This is a genomic window from Streptomyces sp. NPDC052101 (assembly GCF_040680235.1).
GTDB lineage: Bacteria > Actinomycetota > Actinomycetes > Streptomycetales > Streptomycetaceae > Streptomyces.
Genome location: NZ_JBFAWH010000012.1, coordinates 1 through 16,584 on the forward strand (window position 1 = coordinate 1; position 16,584 = coordinate 16,584).

The window sequence follows — 16,584 nt, forward strand, 5'->3', positions numbered from 1 at the left end:
CGACGGAGGGAGTTGCCGAGGGTGTAGCCGAAGCCCGGCTCCAGCGGCTCGATGACGAACCGGGAGCGGAACTCGTCGACGACCTCTTCGGTCAGCGAGGGACGCTGAGCGATCAGCATGGATGAATCCTTCAGTCAGGGGCGCCCGCTATTTGACGCCCGACTCTGTACTGCAAGGGCACGGGCGGTACGGCTTCCTCACAGAGGCCGTACCGCCCGAAACCCCGGAACCTGCGGAGCGCTGTGCGTCAGACGCGACGGCGCTTCGGCGGGCGGCAGCCATTGTGCGGGGTCGGGGTGACGTCCTGGATGGAGCCGACCTCGAGGCCCGTGGCCTGCAGGGAGCGGATCGCGGTCTCACGACCGGAGCCCGGGCCCTTGACGAACACGTCGACCTTGCGCATGCCGTGCTCCTGAGCGCGGCGGGCAGCCGACTCGGCGGCCATCTGCGCGGCGAACGGCGTGGACTTCCGGGAGCCCTTGAAGCCGACGTGGCCGGCGGAGGCCCAGGAGATCACGTTGCCGGACGGGTCCGTGATCGAGACGATCGTGTTGTTGAACGTGCTCTTGATGTGCGCGTGGCCGTGAGCGACGTTCTTCTTTTCCTTGCGGCGCACCTTCTTGGCAGCGCCCTGACGACCCTTGGGGGGCATCTATAACTCCTACGGGAGGTGGTCGGTCCTACAGCGAAGACCGCTGGACGGCGAGTCCGCTGCGGACTACTTCTTGCCCGGCTTCTTCTTACCGGCGATGGCGCGACGCGGGCCCTTGCGGGTGCGGGCGTTGGTGCTGGTGCGCTGACCGCGGACGGGCAGGCCGCGACGGTGACGGAGACCCTGGTAGCAGCCGATCTCGACCTTGCGGCGGATGTCGGCCTGGATCTCGCGACGGAGGTCACCCTCGGTCTTGATGTTGTTGTCGACGTACTCGCGGATCGCGACCAGCTGCTCTTCGGTCAGGTCACGAACGCGGGTGTTCGGGTCGATACCGGTCTCGGCCAGCGTCTGCTGGGAAAGCGTCCGGCCGATGCCGAACACGTAGGTGAGGGCGACCTCCACGCGCTTTTCGCGCGGGATGTCAACACCGGAAACGCGTGCCATTCAATGGCTCCTGGTGATCTTCGGAGGTCTTCCGCAGAACCGGTTCCCGGCCGCCGTACCAGGTACGAACCGGGTCCCCGGCCTCCGGACCGGGGGTGTCGAGCTGGTGGGCTCGGGTTCTGCGTATGAACATATTCAGCTCGCGTCGCGCGAAACTCTGCGATAGAGGTGCAGAGGGTGATGGTCGTGCGTCAGCCCTGGCGCTGCTTGTGGCGCGGGTTTTCGCAGATGACCATGACCCGACCGTGACGGCGGATCACCCTGCACTTGTCGCAGATCTTCTTGACGCTCGGCTTGACCTTCATGGGATTGAGGTTCTCCGGGTCAGTGCCACCACCCCGCCGAAACGGGATGCGGGCAAGATCTACTTGTACCGGTAGACGATCCGGCCACGCGTCAGGTCGTAAGGAGACAACTCCACCACGACCCGGTCGTCAGGGAGGATGCGGATGTAGTGCATACGCATCTTGCCGCTGATGTGTGCCAGGACCTGGTGGCCGTTCTGGAGCTCGACCTTGAACATAGCGTTCGGCAGAGACTCAACGACAGTGCCCTCGATCTCGATGGCACCTTGCTTCTTGGCCACGCTTCGCCCTTCGAATCGACTACCTTGATCGGCTCACGAGGGGCATGCGGACATGCGGGTGCACGAGAGCCGACGAGTCAGTCTACGTCAGCGTGCCCAAAAAGACGAATTCACCCGTGCACTACGCCTTGTCATGACGATGCCCCGCCCATCGGCACGATATGCGCGACAGACGGGGCCAGCAGCCGGGAGGCTGTGCGGTCCGGCCGGGAGGGCCTCAGCCCAGCGGGTCCGGCGCCGCCACGATCCCGTACTCCGCCAGCTTCGCCTTGCCGCCGTCGGGCGCCGTCAGCACCAGCGGGCCCTCGGCGGTCAGGGCGACCGAGTGCTCCCAGTGGGAGGACCAGGTGCCGTCCGTCGTGATGACCGTCCAGTCGTCGGAGAGGACCTCGGTGCGCGGGGTGCCGAGCGAGACCATCGGCTCGATCGCGAGGCAGAAGCCGGGCACCAGCTTGGGGCCCTTGCCGCGGCGGCGGTCGACGTAGTTCAGCAGATGCGGGTCCATGTGCATCTCGGTGCCGATGCCGTGGCCGCCGTAGTCCTCGATGATCCCGTACTTGCCGCCGCCCGGCTTGGGCTGGCGGCGGATGTACGTCTCGACCGCGCGGGAGATGTCGACCAGGCGGTTGCCCTGCTTCATCGCCGCGATACCGGCCCACATCGACTCCTCCGTCACCCGGGAGAGTTCGATCAGCTCCGGAGCGTGACCGGAGCCCACGAAGGCCGTGTAGGCGGCGTCGCCGTGCCAGCCGTCGATGATCGCGCCGCAGTCGATGGAGATGATGTCGCCGTCCTTGAGGACGACGTCGTCGGCGGGGATGCCGTGGACGACCACGTCGTTCACGGAGGTGCAGATGGTGGCGGGGAAGCCGCCGTAGCCCAGGAAGTTCGACTTCGCGCCGTGCTCGGCGAGCACCTTGCGGGCGACGTCGTCCAGGTCCTTCGTGCTGGCGCCGGGCACCGCGGCCTCACGGGTGGCCGCGTGGATGGCGGCTACGACCAGGCCCGCCGCACGCATCTTGGCGATCTGCTCGGGGGTCTTGATCTGCACCATGGGGGCCTGCGCTCTCCGTCACTCACGTCGACTGGGTTACGTACACAACACTACGGCCGCGGCGCCCCGGGAGGGGCACCGCGGCCGGAGGGGCCGGGCTCTACTGCTCGGCCTTCTCGCGCTTGAGGGCCTCCAGGGCCCGCTGCGTGATCTCGTCCACGGGGCCCAGGGAGGAGATCGTCACGACCAGGCCCTGCGCCTTGTAGTAGTCGATGATCGGCTCGGTCTGCGTGTGGTAGACCTCGAGCCGCTTGCGGACGGTGTCCTCGGAGTCGTCGTCGCGCTGGTACAGCTCACCGCCGCAGACGTCGCAGACGCCCTCCTTCTGCGGCTGGCTGTACGTCACGTGGAAGACGTGCGAGGAGTCGTTGCGGCAGATGCGCCGGCCGGCGATCCGCTTGACGACCTCGTCCTCCGGGACCTCCAGGTCCAGGACGGCGTCCAGCTTGATGCTCTCCGTGGTCAGCAGCTCATCCAGGGCCTCGGCCTGCGACACATTGCGCGGGAAGCCGTCCAGCAGGAAGCCGCCCACGGCGTCCGGCTGCTCCATGCGGTCCTTGGCCATCGCGATGGTGACCTCGTCCGGGACGAGGTTGCCGGCGTCCATGTAGGACTTCGCGAGCTTGCCCAGCTCGGTCTGCTGGCTGATGTTGGCCCGGAACAGGTCACCCGTGGAGATGTGCGGGATCGACAGCTTCTCGGCGAGGCGGACGGCTTGCGTTCCCTTACCGGCACCCGGCGGCCCGACGAGGACGATACGCATCAGCGGAGGAACCCTTCGTAATTGCGCTGCTGGAGCTGGCTCTCGATCTGCTTCACCGTCTCGAGACCGACACCCACGATGATCAGGATGCTCGTCCCGCCGAACGGGAAGTTCTGGCTTGCCCCGAAGCCCACCAACGCCATTGTCGGTACGAGAGCGATCAGACCCAGATACAGCGAACCCGGCCAGGTGATCCGGTTGAGCACGTAGCTGAGGTACTCAGCGGTCGGTCGGCCAGCCCGGATGCCCGGGATGAAGCCACCATACTTCTTCATGTTGTCGGCGACTTCCTCGGGGTTGAAGGAGATCGCCACATAGAAGAACGCGAAGAAAACGATGAGCAAGAAGTACAGAGTGATGTAAATCGGGTGGTCGCCCTTGGTCAGGTTCTGCTGAACCCACTGCTTCCAGCCCGAATTGCCACCGGCGAACTGCGCGACCAACGCCGGGATGTAGAGCAGCGACGACGCGAAGATGACCGGAATCACACCCGCCTGGTTCACCTTGAGCGGGATGTACGTGGACGTACCGCCGTAGGAACGGCGGCCGATCATGCGCTTCGCGTACTGCACCGGGATGCGGCGCTGGGCCTGCTCGACGAAGACCACGAGCGCGACCATCACCAGGCCGACCAGGATCACGGTGCTGAACTCGATCCAGCCGCCGGCCAGGGTGCCCTGCTTCTTGATGGCCCACAGCGCGGACGGGAAGGTCGCGGCGATCGAGATGAACATCAGGATCGACATGCCGTTGCCGATGCCGCGGTCGGTGATCAGCTCACCGAGCCACATCACGACGGCCGTACCGGCGGTCATGCAGATGACCATCGTGATCGTCGTGAAGATCGACCGGTCCGGGACGATGCCCGCGGCGACCGAGCAGCCGTTGAAGAGCGCGCCGCTGCGGGCGGTGGCGACGAGGCCGGTGCCCTGCAGGATGGCGAGGGCCACGGTCAGATACCGGGTGTACTGGGTGACCTTCGCCGTGCCGGCCTGGCCCTCCTTCTTCAGGGCTTCCAGGCGCGGAATGACCACGGTCAGCAGCTGAAGGATGATGCTGGCCGTGATGTACGGCATGATGCCGAGCGCGAAGACCGTGATCTGCAGCAGCGCGCCTCCGCTGAACATGTTGATCATGCCGAAGAGCCCCTGGTTGCCAGAGGCTTCCTTTACGCATTGCTGTACGGACGCGTAGTCCACACCCGGGATCGGAATGTGGGTACCGACCCGGTAGACCACGATGATGCCCAGCGTGAACAGCAGCTTCTTGCGCAGGTCGGGCGTCCTGAACGCCCGGGCGAACGCGGTGAGCACGGTGCCTCCTGCGACCCCCGCGCAACTGCGTCAAGGGTGACGGTCTTGAGGTTCGACGGATACAGACGAATAGCTAACGGTCAACTGCCGCTCAGGGTGCCCCATGGGAAGCACCCATTGAAAGTAGGCAGTGCTGGCCACCTTACCGGCGAGAGCACCGCCCTAGGAACGACCAACCGGGGATACCCCATTTGTGGGGTATCCCCGGTCGGGATCGTTCACGTCATCGAGGGACCTGAGAGACTCAGACCAGCTCGGTGACCGTACCGCCGGCGGCGGTGATCTTCTCCTTGGCGGAGCCGGAGACGGCGTCGACCGTCACCTGCAGCGCCACGGAGATCTCGCCCTGGCCGAGGACCTTGACGAGGCTGTTCTTGCGAACGGCACCCTTGGCCACCAGACCCTCGACGGTGACCTCGCCACCCTCGGGGTAGAGCGCGGCCAGCTTGTCGAGGTTCACGACCTGGAACTCGGTCTTGAACGGGTTCTTGAAGCCCTTCAGCTTCGGGAGGCGCATGTGGAGCGGCATCTGGCCACCCTCGAAGCGCTCCGGAACCTGGTAACGGGCCTTCGTACCCTTGGTACCACGACCGGCCGTCTTACCCTTCGACGCCTCACCACGACCGACACGGGTCTTGGCGGTCTTGGCGCCCGGGGCGGGACGGAGGTTGTGGATCTTGAGCGGGTTCTGCTCCGCCATGATCAGTCGACCTCCTCGACCGTCACGAGGTGGCGGACGGTGTGCACCATGCCGCGGAACTCGGGGCGGTCCTCCTTGACGACCTGCGTGTTGATGCCCTTGAGACCAAGGGAGCGCAGGGTGTCACGGTGGTTCTGCTTGCTGCCGATGTAGGACTTGACCTGCGTGATCTTGAGCTGCGCCATGATTACGCACCCGCCCCGGCACGTGCACGGAGAAGAGCCGCGGGGGCGACGTCCTCGAGCGGCAGACCACGGCGGGCCGCGATCTCCTCGGGACGCTGCAGACCCTTCAGGGCCTCCACGGTCGCGTGCACGATGTTGATCGCGTTGTCGGAGCCGAGCGACTTCGACAGCACGTCGTGGATACCGGCGCACTCGAGCACGGCGCGCACCGGACCACCGGCGATAACACCGGTACCGGGGGACGCGGGCTTGAGCAGGACGACGCCGGCAGCCTTCTCACCCTGGATCGGGTGCGGGATGGTGCCCTGGATCCGGGGGACCTTGAAGAAGTGCTTCTTGGCCTCCTCAACGCCCTTGGCGATGGCGGCCGGCACCTCCTTGGCCTTGCCGTAACCGACACCCACGGTGCCGTCACCGTCGCCCACCACGACCAGCGCGGTGAAGCTGAAGCGACGACCACCCTTCACAACCTTGGCGACGCGGTTGATCGCGACAACGCGCTCAACGTACGCGGTCTTCTCGGCGGCAGCAGCGCCGCCGTCACGGCCCTTCCGGTCCCGCCGCTCGCCGCCACCGGCACCGCCACCGCGGCGCTGGGGTCCAGCCATTGGAATTACCTCTCTCTGTTTCCGCTAGCTACGGCAGGCTCAGAACTTGAGCCCGGCTTCGCGGGCGGCGTCCGCCAGAGCGGCGATGCGCCCGGCGTACTGGTTGCCACCACGGTCGAACACGACAGCTTCGACACCGGCGGCCTTGGCACGCTCGGCGACCAGGGCGCCGACCTGCTTGGCCTGCGCGGACTTGTCGCCCTCGCCACCGCGGACCGACGCGTCCAGGGTGGACGCGGACGCCAGGGTGTGGCCCTTGAGGTCGTCGATCACCTGCGCCACGATGTGGCGGTTGGAGCGGGTAACGACCAGACGGGGACGCTCCGCCGTACCGGAAAGGTTCTTGCGAATCCGGATGTGACGGCGCTTGATCGCGGCGCGCTTGTAGGCGTCGCCCTTCAGGATCTTCTGCCCGTATGCCATGGCTTACTTACCCGCCTTTCCGACCTTGCGGCGGATGACTTCGCCCTCGTACTTGACGCCCTTGGCCTTGTACGGGTCGGGCTTGCGCAGCTTGCGGATGTTGGCCGCAACCTCGCCGACCTTCTGCTTGTCGATGCCCTCGACCGAGAAACGGGTCGGAGCCTCCACCTTGAAGGTGATGCCCTCGGGGGCCTCGACCACGATCGGGTGGCTGTAACCGAGAGCGAACTCCAGGTTCGAACCCTTGGCGGTCACTCGGTAACCGACACCGCTGATCTCGAGCTTCTTCACGTAACCCTGGGTCACGCCGGTGATCATGTTCGCCACCAGCGTGCGGGAGAGGCCGTGCAGGGCCTTGCTCTGACGCTCGTCGTTCGGGCGGGTCACCTGGAGGGTGCCGTCCTCGCCCTTAGCGATGTCGATCGGAGCCGCGACGGTGTGGGTCAGCGAGCCCTTGGGGCCCTTGACCGAGACCGTACGGCCGTCGATGGTGACGTCCACGCCGGCGGGAACCGTGATGGGGAGCTTGCCAATACGCGACATAGCTGTTTCCTCCGTTCCCTTCTGCTACCAGACGTAGGCGAGGACTTCCCCACCCACGCCCTTCTTGCCGGCCTGCTTGTCGGTGAGGAGCCCGTGGGACGTGGAGATGATCGCCACGCCGAGGCCGCCGAGCACCTTCGGCAGGTTGGTGGACTTCGCGTACACCCGGAGACCGGGCTTGGAGATCCGCTTGATGCCCGCGATGGAGCGCTCACGGTTCGGGCCGAACTTCAGCTCGAGAACGAGGTTCTTGCCGACCTCGGCGTCCTCGACCTTCCAGCCCGTGATGAAGCCCTCCTGCTGGAGGATCTCCGCGATGTGCGACTTGATCTTCGATGCCGGCATCGTCACGGAGTCGTGGTATGCCGAGTTCGCGTTCCGCAGACGCGTAAGCATGTCTGCGATCGGATCAGTCATGGTCATGAATTGGCCTTCGGCCTCTCTCGCCGGGGTTTCCTGGTGCGCCATCCCTCTCCCCGATCCGAGACGGGACGGGTGCGGCGCGGTGGACCTACGGCGTAGTAAGTCGTACGGGCGCGGCAGACGCCCAACCCCACAAGCCTACGGCATGTGGAGAAGGGCCCCTGCCGACCCAGATGCTTACCGAGAGCTTCAGGAATCCCTAAAAAGCGGGATTACCAGGAGCTCTTGGTCACGCCCGGCAGCTCGCCACGGTGAGCCATCTCACGAAGGCACACGCGGCAGAGGCCGAACTTGCGGTACACGGAGTGCGGACGGCCGCAGCGCTGGCAGCGGGTGTAGCCACGCACACCGAACTTGGGCTTGCGAGCAGCCTTGGCAATCAGAGCCTTCTTCGCCATCTCGCTCACGCCTCCTTGAACGGGAAGCCGAGGTGACGAAGGAGCGCGCGGCCCTCAGCGTCGTTGGTCGCCGTGGTGACCACGGTGATGTCCATACCCCGGGTACGGTCGATCTTGTCCTGGTCGATCTCGTGGAACATGACCTGCTCCGTGAGACCGAAGGTGTAGTTGCCACGGCCGTCGAACTGCTTGGGGGACAGGCCGCGGAAGTCGCGGATGCGCGGCAGCGCGAGCGACAGGGTGCGGTCCAGGAACTCCCACATGCGGTCGCCACGGAGCGTGACGTGGGCACCGATCGGCTGACCCTCACGCAGCTTGAACTGCGCGATGGACTTGCGGGCCTTGGTGACGGCCGGCTTCTGACCGGTGATCGTGGTGAGGTCGCGGATGGCGCCCTCGATCAGCTTGGAGTCGCGGGCGGCGTCGCCCACACCCATGTTGACCACGATCTTGACGAGGCCGGGAACCTGCATGACGTTCTCGTACTTGAACTCGTCACGCAGCTTGCCCGCGATCTCCTCGCGGTACTTCGTCTTCAGACGCGGAGTGGTGGTGGTAGCCATCAGATGTCCTCACCCGTCCGCTTGGCAACGCGGATCTTGTTGCCTTCGTCGTCGAAGCGGTAGCCGACACGCGTGACGACCTTGTTGCCGTCCTTCTCAACGACCAGCTGGACGTTGGAGACGTGGATCGGCGCCTCGGTCGTGACGATGCCGCCGGCCTGCGAACCGCCGGCGGTCGGACCGGCCTTGGTGTGCTTCTTGACCCGGTTGACACCCTCGACCAGGACGCGCTCCTCGCGCGGGAAAGCGGCAATGACCTTGCCCTGCTTGCCCTTGTCCTTGCCGGTGATGACCTGGACCAGGTCGCCCTTCTTGATCTTCATGCTTACAGCACCTCCGGCGCGAGCGAGATGATCTTCATGAACTTCTTCTCGCGCAGCTCACGGCCGACCGGGCCGAAGATGCGGGTGCCGCGAGGGTCGCCATCGTTCTTCAGAATGACGGCGGCGTTCTCGTCGAAGCGGATGTACGAGCCGTCCGGACGGCGGCGCTCCTTGACGGTGCGAACGATGACCGCCTTGACGACGTCACCCTTCTTCACGTTGCCACCGGGGATCGCGTCCTTGACGGTGGCGACGATGACGTCACCGATGCCCGCGTAGCGGCGACCGGAGCCACCGAGCACACGGATGCAAAGGATTTCCTTCGCACCAGTGTTGTCGGCGACGCGCAGTCGCGACTCCTGCTGGATCACGTCTATCTCCTGTTTGTCTGCCGGTTCCCCGGGAGCCGCTCAGCTGAGCGGCTCCCGGAGCCTGGCGGAACTGTCCTGCGAGGAATGCCCCGCAGGAACGTACTTTTTGGAATTCCCTTACGGGAATTACCTACTTGGCCTTCTCGAGGATCTCGACGACGCGCCAGCGCTTCGTCGCGGACAGCGGCCGGGTCTCCATCAGGAGGACGCGGTCGCCGACACCCGCGGCGTTCTGCTCGTCGTGCGCCTTGAGCTTGTTGGTACGGCGGATGACCTTGCCGTACAGCGCATGCTTGACGCGGTCCTCGACGGCGACGACGACGGTCTTGTCCATCTTGTCGCTGACGACGAGACCCTCACGGGTCTTGCGGAAGCCGCGCGCTTCTGCGTTCTCAGTCACGTTCTTCTCGCTCATCAGGCGTTCTCCACCGTTTCGATGCCCAGCTCACGCTCGCGCATCAGGGTGTAGATCCGCGCGATGTCCTTGCGGACCGCCTTCAGACGGCCGTGGTTCTCGAGCTGCCCCGTCGCCGCCTGGAAACGGAGGTTGAACAGCTCTTCCTTGGCCTCGCGGAGCTTCGCCAGAAGCTCCTCGTTGCCCAGCTCGCGCAGCTCGGACGCCTTGGTACCGACCGACATCACGCTTCACCTGCCTCGCGCTTGACGATGCGGCACTTCATCGGCAGCTTGTGAGCCGCACGAGTGAGAGCCTCACGCGCAATCTTCTCGTTCGGGTAGGACAGCTCGAACATCACCCGGCCCGGGTGAACGTTCGCGATCCACCACTCCGGCGAACCCTTACCGGAACCCATGCGGGTCTCGGCAGGCTTCTTCGTGAGCGGGCGGTCCGGGTAGATGTTGATCCAGACCTTGCCGCCACGCTTGATGTGGCGGGTCATCGCGATACGGGCCGCCTCGATCTGGCGGTTGGTCACGTACGCCGGCGTGAGGGCCTGAATGCCGTACTCGCCGAACGCGACCGTCGTACCGCCCTTGGCCTGACCACGGCGCTTCGGGTGGTGCTGCTTGCGGTGCTTGACCCTACGGGGGATCAGCATGTCGGTCAGGCCTCCGTTCCGGTGCTCTCAGCCGGAGCGGCGGGGGCCTCGGCCTTGGGGGCCTCGGCGCCGGCAGCCTGCTGCGGCTTGCGACCGCGCCGCTCGCCACCGCGGCCACCACGGGCCGGGCGGTCGGCGCCACCGCGGGCCGGGCGGTTACCCGCACGGGCGGCAGCGTTCTCGGCGCGGACCTCGGCGATGTTCTTGACGTCGCCCTTGTAGATCCAGACCTTCACACCGATGCGGCCGAAGGTCGTCTTGGCCTCGAAGAAGCCGTAGTCCACGTTCGCGCGGAGCGTGTGCAGGGGCACACGGCCCTCGCGGTAGAACTCCGAGCGGGACATCTCGGCGCCGCCGAGGCGGCCACCGCACTGGATCTTGATGCCCTTGGCGCCCGCCTTCATCGCCGACTGCATGCTCTTACGCATGGCACGGCGGAAGGAGACGCGGGAGGACAGCTGCTCGGCGACGGCCTGGGCCACCAGCTGAGCGTCCGTCTCCGGGTTCTTGACCTCGAGGATGTTCAGCTGGACCTGCTTGCCGGTCAGCTTCTCCAGGTCACCGCGGATGCGGTCGGCCTCGGCGCCGCGGCGGCCGATGACGATGCCCGGGCGAGCGGTGTGGATGTCCACACGGACGCGGTCACGGGTGCGCTCGATCTCAACCTTCGAGATACCGGCGCGCTCCATGCCGGACGTCATCATCCGACGGATGGCGACGTCTTCCTTGACGTAGTCCTTGTACAGCTTGTCGGCGTACCAACGCGACTTGAAGTCGGTCGTGACACCGAGCCGGAACCCATGCGGGTTTACCTTCTGGCCCATTACCGGGTTCCTTCCTTGCTGCTGACGACCACGGTGATGTGGCTGGTCCGCTTGCGGATCCGGTAGGCACGGCCCTGGGCACGCGGCCGGAACCGCTTCAGGGTCGGACCCTCGTCGACGTACGCCTCGGAGATGTAGAGGCTGTCGGCGTCGGTGTGGTCGTAGTTGTGCGCGGCGTTGGCAATGGCGCTGTCGAGCACCTTGCCGACCGGCACGGAGGCTGCCTGCGGAGCGAATCGCAGAACAGCCTGGGCCTCCGTGGCGTCCATGCCACGGATGAGGTCCACCACGCGGCGGGCCTTCATGGGCGTGACGCGGATGTACCGCGCCTGGGCCCTGGCTTCCATGGTTGTCCCTTCAGTTACTTACGTGTCTGAATGCGATCCGCTACTAGCGGCGCTTCGACTTCCGGTCTTCCTTGACGTGACCCCGGAAGGTGCGCGTCGGCGAGAACTCGCCGAGCTTGTGGCCGACCATCGACTCGGTGACGAACACCGGGATGTGGGTCTTGCCGTTGTGCACCGCGAGCGTGTGGCCCAGCATGGCCGGGACGATCATCGAGCGGCGGGACCAGGTCTTGATGACGTTCTTGGTGCCGGCTTCGTTCTGGGCGTCCACCTTCTTGATCAGGTGGTCGTCGACGAAGGGCCCCTTCTTCAGGCTACGAGGCATCTCAACCCGTCCTTAGCGCTTCTTGTTCGTCTTGCGGCGGCGGACGATGTACTTGTTCGACGCCTTCTTGGGCGAACGAGTACGGCCTTCCTTCTTGCCCCACGGGGACACAGGGTGGCGGCCACCGGAGGTCCGGCCCTCACCACCACCGTGCGGGTGGTCAACCGGGTTCATCACGACACCACGGACGGTCGGGCGAACGCCCAGCCACCGCTTACGGCCGGCCTTACCCCAGTTGATGTTGGACTGCTCGGCGTTGCCGACCTCACCGATGGTGGCGCGGCAGCGGACGTCGACCAGGCGGATCTCACCGGACGGCATGCGCAGGTGGGCGTAGGCGCCCTCCTTCGCGAGCAGCTGCACGGAGGCACCGGCGGAGCGGGCGAACTTGGCACCGCCACCGGGACGGAGCTCGATCGCGTGGATCGTGGTACCGACCGGGATGTTGCGGAGGGCCAGGTTGTTGCCCGGCTTGATGTCGGCCCCGGGACCGTTCTCCACGGAGTCGCCCTGCTGCAGGTTGCGCGGGGCGAGGATGTAGCGCTTCTCGCCGTCGGCGTAGTGCAGCAGCGCGATGCGCGCGGTGCGGTTGGGGTCGTACTCGATGTGCGCGACCTTCGCCGGCACGCCGTCCTTGTCGTGACGACGGAAGTCGATCACACGGTAGGCGCGCTTGTGTCCGCCACCCTGGTGGCGAACGGTCACACGACCGGCGTTGTTACGGCCGCCCTTGCTGTGCAGGGGGCGGACCAGCGACTTCTCCGGCGTGGACCGCGTGACCTCGACGAAGTCGGCGACGCTGGCGCCACGACGGCCCGGCGTAGTCGGCTTGTACTTGCGGATTCCCATTTCTCAGTCCTCGTCCGATATCGGACGATCCGGACCGCCCTTAGGCGGTCGGACCGCCGAAGATGTCGATACGGTCGCCCTCGGCGAGGGTCACGATCGCGCGCTTGGTGGCGGCACGCTGACCGAAGCCGGTCTTCGTGCGCTTGCGCTTGCCCTGGCGGTTGATCGTGTTGACCCCGGTGACCTTGACGTCGAAGACCGCCTGGACGGCCTGCTTGATCTGGGTCTTGTTGGCGCCCGGGGCGACGACGAACGTGTACTTGTTCTCGTCGAGGAGCGCGTAGCTCTTCTCGGAGACGACCGGCTTGACCAGCACGTCACGGGGGTCCGTGAAGGACTTGCTCAGCGGCGTCTCGACGGTGTTCTTGCCTTCGGCGGCGTGGCGACGCGCCTTGGCGACGCGCGCGGCCTTGGCGGCCTTGGCGGCCTTCGAGGCAATGCTCGGGTGACGCGTAGCCATCAGGCCTCGCTCCCTTCGGTGTCAGCGGCCTTGGGGCCAGACACGAAGGACTCGAAAGCGGCCTGGGTGAAGACCACGTCGTCCGAGACGAGAACGTCGTACGTGTTCAGCTGGCCCGGCTCCAGGATGTGGACCTGGGGCAGGTTGCGGGCGGACAGCCACGCGGCCTCGTCGGCGCGGTCGACGACCAGGAGCAGGTTCTTGCGCTCCGAGATCTTGCCGAACAGCGACTTGGCGGCCTTGGTGCTGGGGTTCGCGCCCTCGACCACGCCGGAGACGACGTGGATGCGGTTGTGGCGGGCCCGGTCGGTGAGGGCGTGGCGCAGGGCCGCGGCCTTCATCTTCTTCGGGGTCCGCTGCGAGTAGTCACGCGGCTGCGGGCCGTGGACGACGCCACCGCCGGCGAACTGCGGCGCACGGGTCGAGCCCTGACGGGCGCGGCCGGTGCCCTTCTGGCGGTACGGCTTCTTGCCGCCACCACGGACCTCGCCACGGGTCTTGGTCTTGTGCGTGCCCTGGCGGGCAGCGGCCAGCTGCGCGACGACGACCTGGTGAAGCAGCGGAACGCTGATCTTCTCTACGCCGAAGATCTCCGCGGGGAGCTCGACGGAACCGGCCTTGTCGCCCGCCGGCGAAAGGATGTCAACAGTGCTCATCGGTTACCTCAGGCCCCCTTGGCCGCGGTGCGGACCAGGACGAGGCCGCCGTTCGGACCGGGAACCGCGCCCTTGATGAGCAGCAGACCCTTCTCCGCGTCAACGGCGTGGACGGTCAGGTTCTGGGTGGTGACCCGCTCGTTGCCCATGCGACCCGCCATGCGGAGGCCCTTGAACACACGGCCCGGGGTGGCGCAGCCACCGATGGAACCGGGCGAGCGGTGCTTGCGCTGGGTGCCGTGTCCGGCGCCGAGGCCACGGAAGTTGTGGCGCTTCATGACACCGGCGAAGCCCTTGCCCTTGCTCTTGCCGGTCACGTCGACCTTCACGCCGGCCTCGAACACCTCAGCGGTGATCTCCTGGCCCAGCGTGTACTCGGAGGCGTCCGCGGTGCGGATCTCGACGAGGTGGCGACGGGGGGTGACGTCGGCCTTGGCGAAGTGGCCCTTGAGGGGCTTGTTCACCTTGCGCGGGTCGATCTCGCCGAAGGCGATCTGAACGGACTCGTAGCCGTCCACGTCATTCGTACGGACCTGGGTGACGACGTTCGGGCCGGCCTTGACGACGGTGACCGGAACAACACGGTTGTTCTCGTCCCACACCTGCGTCATGCCGAGCTTCTCGCCCAGGATGCCCTTGATCTGCTTAGCCATTCTCAGCCCACCAGCCTCAGAGCTTGATCTCGATGTCGACACCGGCCGGGAGGTCGAGTCGCATCAGAGAGTCAACGGTCTTGGGGGTCGGGTCGAGAATGTCGATCAGGCGCTTGTGCGTGCGCATCTCGAAGTGCTCGCGCGAGTCCTTGTACTTGTGCGGCGACTTGATGACGCAGTACACGTTCTTCTCAGTGGGCAGCGGCACCGGGCCCGCGACCGACGCACCAGTGCGGGTCACCGTCTCGACGATCTTCTTCGCCGAGGAGTCGATGACCTCGTGGTCGTAGGCCTTGAGCCGGATGCGGATCTTCTGTCCCGCCATGGCTACTCAGTAGTCCTGTCTCTCTTCGCTCTGGAACCCGGCGGATTCCTTCTGCTGCCTTCGTTTCTCCGACCCACGCGGTCGGGCGTGTCGCGCTCCCGCTGACACAGATGCCCCTTGTTCGAACATCCCTGCGGGGAATGCGACGGCCCTTCCGGAACCGCGGACCGGGGACCTCAGGCCCACCGGGCGCCTGGCCGGTGCCGCGCCCACACTTCCCGGAAGATTCCCGTACGTCCGCCCCAGTGCTGCCGTGGTGGCAGTTAGGGCGACGAGTACTGTGGGACTCGCTTCCGGTCCTCCCGGCGGGAGGCGCGCAGCATCAACACTCGACCGAGCAACTCGGACAGTCTGCCATATGGGGCGGGGGGTCCGCCAATCGAGCCGGAGAGAATACCCCGAGGGTGACGTAGGTCAAACCGGGGGGTGAGGGCGGCTGGGGCGGCGCCTCAGGCGCCGGTACGGGTCTCACGGCTGGCGCGAGGTGTGCTGGTTGGGGGCTTCGCCTACCTGCTGCTCGCGGACTACGGCCCCGAGTACTCGTCGTACGACGGCACCTGTGGCGCGTGCCGGTGCCCGCTGATCGGCCCTCCCCCGACGAACAACGTCTGCGGCGACCACCACCTGCGCCAGACGAGAGCCCGGTCCTAGGCGGAGTCGCCGACGGGGATCCGGATCTCCAGCGGGCCGCACCCCAGCCGTTTCGCCTCGGCGGCGACGTAGGCCGGGAAGGCTCGGCGGATGAAGGTGTAGCCATAGGTGCCGTCGCTCTGCTGGGCGATAAAGATGACGAGGCGCCCCCGACACTCGGTGCGCACATTCGCGATGGCGGGGGAATAGGTCCCGACTGCTCCCCGCTCGCCTTTAGCGGTGATGCCGAGGCCGTTGTGGAGCCCGGCGCTGAAGGCGTGGGCAAGGTTCGGGTCCTGGGTCGTCTGGAGCCGGTACTGGGGGTGGGCGTCGCCGCCGGTGACGATCTCGCAGGTACGGACGGGGCGGTTCTCCCCGACGGACGTCCGCATGTAGGGATGGGATCCGACCTCCTCCGGCAGCCGGACTCCTTCTACACCGCACACCGCGCCGCCGGCACGCACCGGGCGGGGAGCCGGCATCGCAGCCGGCGTGCCGGGCTCGGGCAGCGAGCCGGAGCATCCGAGTGCGGCCATCGTGCCGTTCCCGACATGGACAGCGGTACGCGCGAGCGCCTTCTGGAGCGCGGCCCTCTTGTCCGATGAGCCGTTCTTCCAGAACCCGTCGTCGCCCAGGCTGACGTCGACGACGGCGTAGCCCGCAAAGTCGCTGGGATCGACGCAGTCGGAGGGCAGTGCCACCCAGGCCCGGGTGTCGGAGGCCATGCCCAGCACACCGCCGCCGAGGGGAGTCAGCGTGGCGGACAGGAACTCGTCGGACCAGGGGACGTTGTCCCTCCGCAGGTCGCCGGTGAGCCGGTGGACGTGGATGTCGATCTGACGGCCATGTGGCTTCGTTGCGCTCATGACGCGGCACCGGCCGTCCAGCGACCCAGGCCCCTCCGCACCTTCCGGGGTCCATGACGGACGCATCTCCGTCGCGTCGGTGTGCCGATCGCCGAAGAGCGCGTCGAGATCCTGGTTCGACACGGAGTTCCAGCAGGGAGAGTCGGAGAAAGGCCATGCATCGGTCTGCCAGGCGACTACGCCCGCGCCAAGGAGGACGCCGCTGACCGCCGCTGCGAGCGCGCCGAGCAGACGGCGAC

General features: G+C 66.5%; 30 protein-coding genes and 1 pseudogene. 1 reads left to right on the forward strand and 30 read right to left on the reverse strand.

The window, feature by feature from the left end; all coding sequences use genetic code 11:
* The 29 genes and pseudogenes from AB0L75_RS21610 to rpsJ all read right to left on the reverse strand — a co-directional run.
* Positions 1-119, reverse strand: a pseudogene (locus AB0L75_RS21610) (DNA-directed RNA polymerase subunit alpha); the annotation flags it as partial.
* Positions 120-247: 128 nt separating this feature from the next.
* Entirely contained in the window at positions 248-652 is a 405-nt protein-coding gene (rpsK, locus tag AB0L75_RS21615; RefSeq protein WP_003956432.1) for a 30S ribosomal protein S11, read from the reverse strand.
* A gap of 66 nt (positions 653-718) precedes the next feature.
* Entirely contained in the window at positions 719-1,099 is a 381-nt protein-coding gene (rpsM, locus tag AB0L75_RS21620) for a 30S ribosomal protein S13 (RefSeq protein WP_031167100.1), read from the reverse strand.
* A gap of 191 nt (positions 1,100-1,290) precedes the next feature.
* Positions 1,291-1,404, reverse strand: coding sequence for a 50S ribosomal protein L36 (rpmJ, locus tag AB0L75_RS21625; RefSeq protein ID WP_003998809.1), 114 nt, complete (start codon positions 1,402-1,404; stop codon positions 1,291-1,293).
* 59 nt (positions 1,405-1,463) lie between these two features.
* Positions 1,464-1,685: a translation initiation factor IF-1 gene (gene infA / locus AB0L75_RS21630; RefSeq protein ID WP_003948620.1), complete on the reverse strand. Its 222-nt coding sequence runs from the start codon at positions 1,683-1,685 to the stop codon at positions 1,464-1,466.
* Positions 1,686-1,902: 217 nt separating this feature from the next.
* Positions 1,903-2,739 (reverse strand): type I methionyl aminopeptidase, encoded by an 837-nt coding sequence (gene map / locus AB0L75_RS21635; protein ID WP_365183140.1) that lies wholly within the window; start codon positions 2,737-2,739, stop codon positions 1,903-1,905.
* Positions 2,740-2,839: 100 nt separating this feature from the next.
* Positions 2,840-3,502, reverse strand: a complete 663-nt coding sequence (locus AB0L75_RS21640) for an adenylate kinase (RefSeq protein WP_365183142.1) — start codon at positions 3,500-3,502, stop codon at positions 2,840-2,842.
* Positions 3,502-4,815 (reverse strand): preprotein translocase subunit SecY, encoded by a 1,314-nt coding sequence (secY, locus tag AB0L75_RS21645; RefSeq protein WP_365183145.1) that lies wholly within the window; start codon positions 4,813-4,815, stop codon positions 3,502-3,504. The genes AB0L75_RS21640 and secY overlap by 1 nt, the downstream gene beginning before the upstream one ends.
* A 244-nt stretch (positions 4,816-5,059) precedes the next feature.
* Positions 5,060-5,515: a 50S ribosomal protein L15 gene (rplO, locus tag AB0L75_RS21650; protein WP_023547373.1), complete on the reverse strand. Its 456-nt coding sequence runs from the start codon at positions 5,513-5,515 to the stop codon at positions 5,060-5,062.
* A gap of 2 nt (positions 5,516-5,517) precedes the next feature.
* Positions 5,518-5,700: a 50S ribosomal protein L30 gene (gene rpmD, locus AB0L75_RS21655; protein WP_003974250.1), complete on the reverse strand. Its 183-nt coding sequence runs from the start codon at positions 5,698-5,700 to the stop codon at positions 5,518-5,520.
* Positions 5,701-5,702: 2 nt separating this feature from the next.
* Entirely contained in the window at positions 5,703-6,308 is a 606-nt protein-coding gene (gene rpsE, locus AB0L75_RS21660) for a 30S ribosomal protein S5 (RefSeq protein WP_009190144.1), read from the reverse strand.
* Positions 6,309-6,347: 39 nt separating this feature from the next.
* Positions 6,348-6,731, reverse strand: a complete 384-nt coding sequence (gene rplR / locus AB0L75_RS21665; protein ID WP_053661883.1) for a 50S ribosomal protein L18 — start codon at positions 6,729-6,731, stop codon at positions 6,348-6,350.
* Between the two features lie 3 nt (positions 6,732-6,734).
* Complete coding sequence (gene rplF, locus AB0L75_RS21670; RefSeq protein WP_365183149.1) at positions 6,735-7,274, reverse strand: 50S ribosomal protein L6; 540 nt, start codon at positions 7,272-7,274, stop codon at positions 6,735-6,737.
* A gap of 24 nt (positions 7,275-7,298) precedes the next feature.
* Positions 7,299-7,697: a 30S ribosomal protein S8 gene (gene rpsH, locus AB0L75_RS21675; protein ID WP_007384075.1), complete on the reverse strand. Its 399-nt coding sequence runs from the start codon at positions 7,695-7,697 to the stop codon at positions 7,299-7,301.
* Between the two features lie 212 nt (positions 7,698-7,909).
* Entirely contained in the window at positions 7,910-8,095 is a 186-nt protein-coding gene (locus tag AB0L75_RS21680; protein ID WP_003948630.1) for a type Z 30S ribosomal protein S14, read from the reverse strand.
* 5 nt (positions 8,096-8,100) lie between these two features.
* Positions 8,101-8,658, reverse strand: coding sequence for a 50S ribosomal protein L5 (gene rplE, locus AB0L75_RS21685; RefSeq protein ID WP_015658460.1), 558 nt, complete (start codon positions 8,656-8,658; stop codon positions 8,101-8,103).
* The gene (rplX, locus tag AB0L75_RS21690; protein ID WP_365183152.1) at positions 8,658-8,981 is read right to left on the reverse strand and encodes a 50S ribosomal protein L24; all 324 of its coding nucleotides are present in this window, start codon (positions 8,979-8,981) and stop codon (positions 8,658-8,660) included. The genes rplE and rplX overlap by 1 nt, the downstream gene beginning before the upstream one ends.
* Positions 8,982-8,983: 2 nt before the next feature.
* Entirely contained in the window at positions 8,984-9,352 is a 369-nt protein-coding gene (rplN, locus tag AB0L75_RS21695; RefSeq protein WP_003998823.1) for a 50S ribosomal protein L14, read from the reverse strand.
* A gap of 130 nt (positions 9,353-9,482) precedes the next feature.
* Complete coding sequence (gene rpsQ / locus AB0L75_RS21700; RefSeq protein WP_018543912.1) at positions 9,483-9,767, reverse strand: 30S ribosomal protein S17; 285 nt, start codon at positions 9,765-9,767, stop codon at positions 9,483-9,485.
* A complete protein-coding gene (rpmC, locus tag AB0L75_RS21705) occupies positions 9,767-9,991 on the reverse strand; it encodes a 50S ribosomal protein L29 (protein WP_023547377.1) in 225 nt (74 codons plus the stop codon). The genes rpsQ and rpmC overlap by 1 nt, the downstream gene beginning before the upstream one ends.
* Entirely contained in the window at positions 9,991-10,410 is a 420-nt protein-coding gene (gene rplP / locus AB0L75_RS21710) for a 50S ribosomal protein L16 (protein WP_004927269.1), read from the reverse strand. The genes rpmC and rplP overlap by 1 nt, the downstream gene beginning before the upstream one ends.
* 5 nt (positions 10,411-10,415) lie before the next feature.
* A complete protein-coding gene (gene rpsC / locus AB0L75_RS21715; RefSeq protein WP_055706471.1) occupies positions 10,416-11,234 on the reverse strand; it encodes a 30S ribosomal protein S3 in 819 nt (272 codons plus the stop codon).
* Positions 11,234-11,581, reverse strand: coding sequence for a 50S ribosomal protein L22 (gene rplV, locus AB0L75_RS21720; RefSeq protein ID WP_019329637.1), 348 nt, complete (start codon positions 11,579-11,581; stop codon positions 11,234-11,236). The genes rpsC and rplV overlap by 1 nt, the downstream gene beginning before the upstream one ends.
* 43 nt (positions 11,582-11,624) lie before the next feature.
* The gene (gene rpsS / locus AB0L75_RS21725) at positions 11,625-11,906 is read right to left on the reverse strand and encodes a 30S ribosomal protein S19 (protein WP_023547380.1); all 282 of its coding nucleotides are present in this window, start codon (positions 11,904-11,906) and stop codon (positions 11,625-11,627) included.
* Positions 11,907-11,918: 12 nt separating this feature from the next.
* Positions 11,919-12,755 carry a 50S ribosomal protein L2 gene (gene rplB / locus AB0L75_RS21730; RefSeq protein ID WP_365183157.1) on the reverse strand — a complete coding sequence of 279 codons (837 nt, stop codon included), beginning with the start codon at positions 12,753-12,755 and terminating at the stop codon, positions 11,919-11,921.
* Between the two features lie 40 nt (positions 12,756-12,795).
* Positions 12,796-13,215 (reverse strand): 50S ribosomal protein L23, encoded by a 420-nt coding sequence (gene rplW, locus AB0L75_RS21735; protein ID WP_365183160.1) that lies wholly within the window; start codon positions 13,213-13,215, stop codon positions 12,796-12,798.
* Positions 13,215-13,871 (reverse strand): 50S ribosomal protein L4, encoded by a 657-nt coding sequence (rplD, locus tag AB0L75_RS21740; protein ID WP_365183163.1) that lies wholly within the window; start codon positions 13,869-13,871, stop codon positions 13,215-13,217. Before rplD ends, rplW begins: the two co-directional genes overlap by 1 nt.
* 8 nt (positions 13,872-13,879) lie before the next feature.
* The gene (gene rplC, locus AB0L75_RS21745) at positions 13,880-14,524 is read right to left on the reverse strand and encodes a 50S ribosomal protein L3 (RefSeq protein WP_014674369.1); all 645 of its coding nucleotides are present in this window, start codon (positions 14,522-14,524) and stop codon (positions 13,880-13,882) included.
* Between the two features lie 16 nt (positions 14,525-14,540).
* Entirely contained in the window at positions 14,541-14,849 is a 309-nt protein-coding gene (rpsJ, locus tag AB0L75_RS21750) for a 30S ribosomal protein S10 (protein WP_003948644.1), read from the reverse strand.
* Between the two features lie 486 nt (positions 14,850-15,335).
* Here rpsJ and AB0L75_RS21755 point away from each other — a divergent pair, with 486 nt between their 5' ends.
* Positions 15,336-15,500 (forward strand): hypothetical protein, encoded by a 165-nt coding sequence (locus tag AB0L75_RS21755; protein ID WP_365183166.1) that lies wholly within the window; start codon positions 15,336-15,338, stop codon positions 15,498-15,500.
* On the opposite strand, the gene AB0L75_RS21760 is transcribed toward AB0L75_RS21755, so the two are convergent.
* A complete protein-coding gene (locus AB0L75_RS21760; RefSeq protein ID WP_365183169.1) occupies positions 15,497-16,345 on the reverse strand; it encodes a hypothetical protein in 849 nt (282 codons plus the stop codon). The two genes, AB0L75_RS21755 and AB0L75_RS21760, sit on opposite strands and share 4 nt — an antisense overlap.
* Between the last annotated feature and the right edge of the window lie 239 nt (positions 16,346-16,584).

Bases quoted from the DNA above. Each gene is read 5' to 3' on its own strand.
- rpsK (WP_003956432.1), bottom strand. From the start codon at position 652: ATGCCCCCCAAGGGTCGTCAGGGCGCTGCCAAGAAGGTGCGCCGCAAG.
- rpsM (WP_031167100.1), bottom strand. From the start codon at position 1,099: ATGGCACGCGTTTCCGGTGTTGACATCCCGCGCGAAAAGCGCGTGGAG.
- rpmJ (WP_003998809.1), bottom strand. From the start codon at position 1,404: ATGAAGGTCAAGCCGAGCGTCAAGAAGATCTGCGACAAGTGCAGGGTG.
- map (WP_365183140.1), bottom strand. From the start codon at position 2,739: ATGGTGCAGATCAAGACCCCCGAGCAGATCGCCAAGATGCGTGCGGCG.
- AB0L75_RS21640 (WP_365183142.1), bottom strand. From the start codon at position 3,502: ATGCGTATCGTCCTCGTCGGGCCGCCGGGTGCCGGTAAGGGAACGCAA.
- rplO (WP_023547373.1), bottom strand. From the start codon at position 5,515: ATGGCGGAGCAGAACCCGCTCAAGATCCACAACCTCCGTCCCGCCCCG.
- rpmD (WP_003974250.1), bottom strand. From the start codon at position 5,700: ATGGCGCAGCTCAAGATCACGCAGGTCAAGTCCTACATCGGCAGCAAG.
- rpsE (WP_009190144.1), bottom strand. From the start codon at position 6,308: ATGGCTGGACCCCAGCGCCGCGGTGGCGGTGCCGGTGGCGGCGAGCGG.
- rplR (WP_053661883.1), bottom strand. From the start codon at position 6,731: ATGGCATACGGGCAGAAGATCCTGAAGGGCGACGCCTACAAGCGCGCC.
- rplF (WP_365183149.1), bottom strand. From the start codon at position 7,274: ATGTCGCGTATTGGCAAGCTCCCCATCACGGTTCCCGCCGGCGTGGAC.
- rpsH (WP_007384075.1), bottom strand. From the start codon at position 7,697: ATGACCATGACTGATCCGATCGCAGACATGCTTACGCGTCTGCGGAAC.
- AB0L75_RS21680 (WP_003948630.1), bottom strand. From the start codon at position 8,095: ATGGCGAAGAAGGCTCTGATTGCCAAGGCTGCTCGCAAGCCCAAGTTC.
- rplE (WP_015658460.1), bottom strand. From the start codon at position 8,658: ATGGCTACCACCACCACTCCGCGTCTGAAGACGAAGTACCGCGAGGAG.
- rplX (WP_365183152.1), bottom strand. From the start codon at position 8,981: ATGAAGATCAAGAAGGGCGACCTGGTCCAGGTCATCACCGGCAAGGAC.
- rpsQ (WP_018543912.1), bottom strand. From the start codon at position 9,767: ATGAGCGAGAAGAACGTGACTGAGAACGCAGAAGCGCGCGGCTTCCGC.
- rpmC (WP_023547377.1), bottom strand. From the start codon at position 9,991: ATGTCGGTCGGTACCAAGGCGTCCGAGCTGCGCGAGCTGGGCAACGAG.
- rplP (WP_004927269.1), bottom strand. From the start codon at position 10,410: ATGCTGATCCCCCGTAGGGTCAAGCACCGCAAGCAGCACCACCCGAAG.
- rpsC (WP_055706471.1), bottom strand. From the start codon at position 11,234: ATGGGCCAGAAGGTAAACCCGCATGGGTTCCGGCTCGGTGTCACGACC.
- rplV (WP_019329637.1), bottom strand. From the start codon at position 11,581: ATGGAAGCCAGGGCCCAGGCGCGGTACATCCGCGTCACGCCCATGAAG.
- rpsS (WP_023547380.1), bottom strand. From the start codon at position 11,906: ATGCCTCGTAGCCTGAAGAAGGGGCCCTTCGTCGACGACCACCTGATC.
- rplB (WP_365183157.1), bottom strand. From the start codon at position 12,755: ATGGGAATCCGCAAGTACAAGCCGACTACGCCGGGCCGTCGTGGCGCC.
- rplW (WP_365183160.1), bottom strand. From the start codon at position 13,215: ATGGCTACGCGTCACCCGAGCATTGCCTCGAAGGCCGCCAAGGCCGCC.
- rplD (WP_365183163.1), bottom strand. From the start codon at position 13,871: ATGAGCACTGTTGACATCCTTTCGCCGGCGGGCGACAAGGCCGGTTCC.
- rplC (WP_014674369.1), bottom strand. From the start codon at position 14,524: ATGGCTAAGCAGATCAAGGGCATCCTGGGCGAGAAGCTCGGCATGACG.
- rpsJ (WP_003948644.1), bottom strand. From the start codon at position 14,849: ATGGCGGGACAGAAGATCCGCATCCGGCTCAAGGCCTACGACCACGAG.
- AB0L75_RS21760 (WP_365183169.1), bottom strand. From the start codon at position 16,345: ATGAGCGCAACGAAGCCACATGGCCGTCAGATCGACATCCACGTCCAC.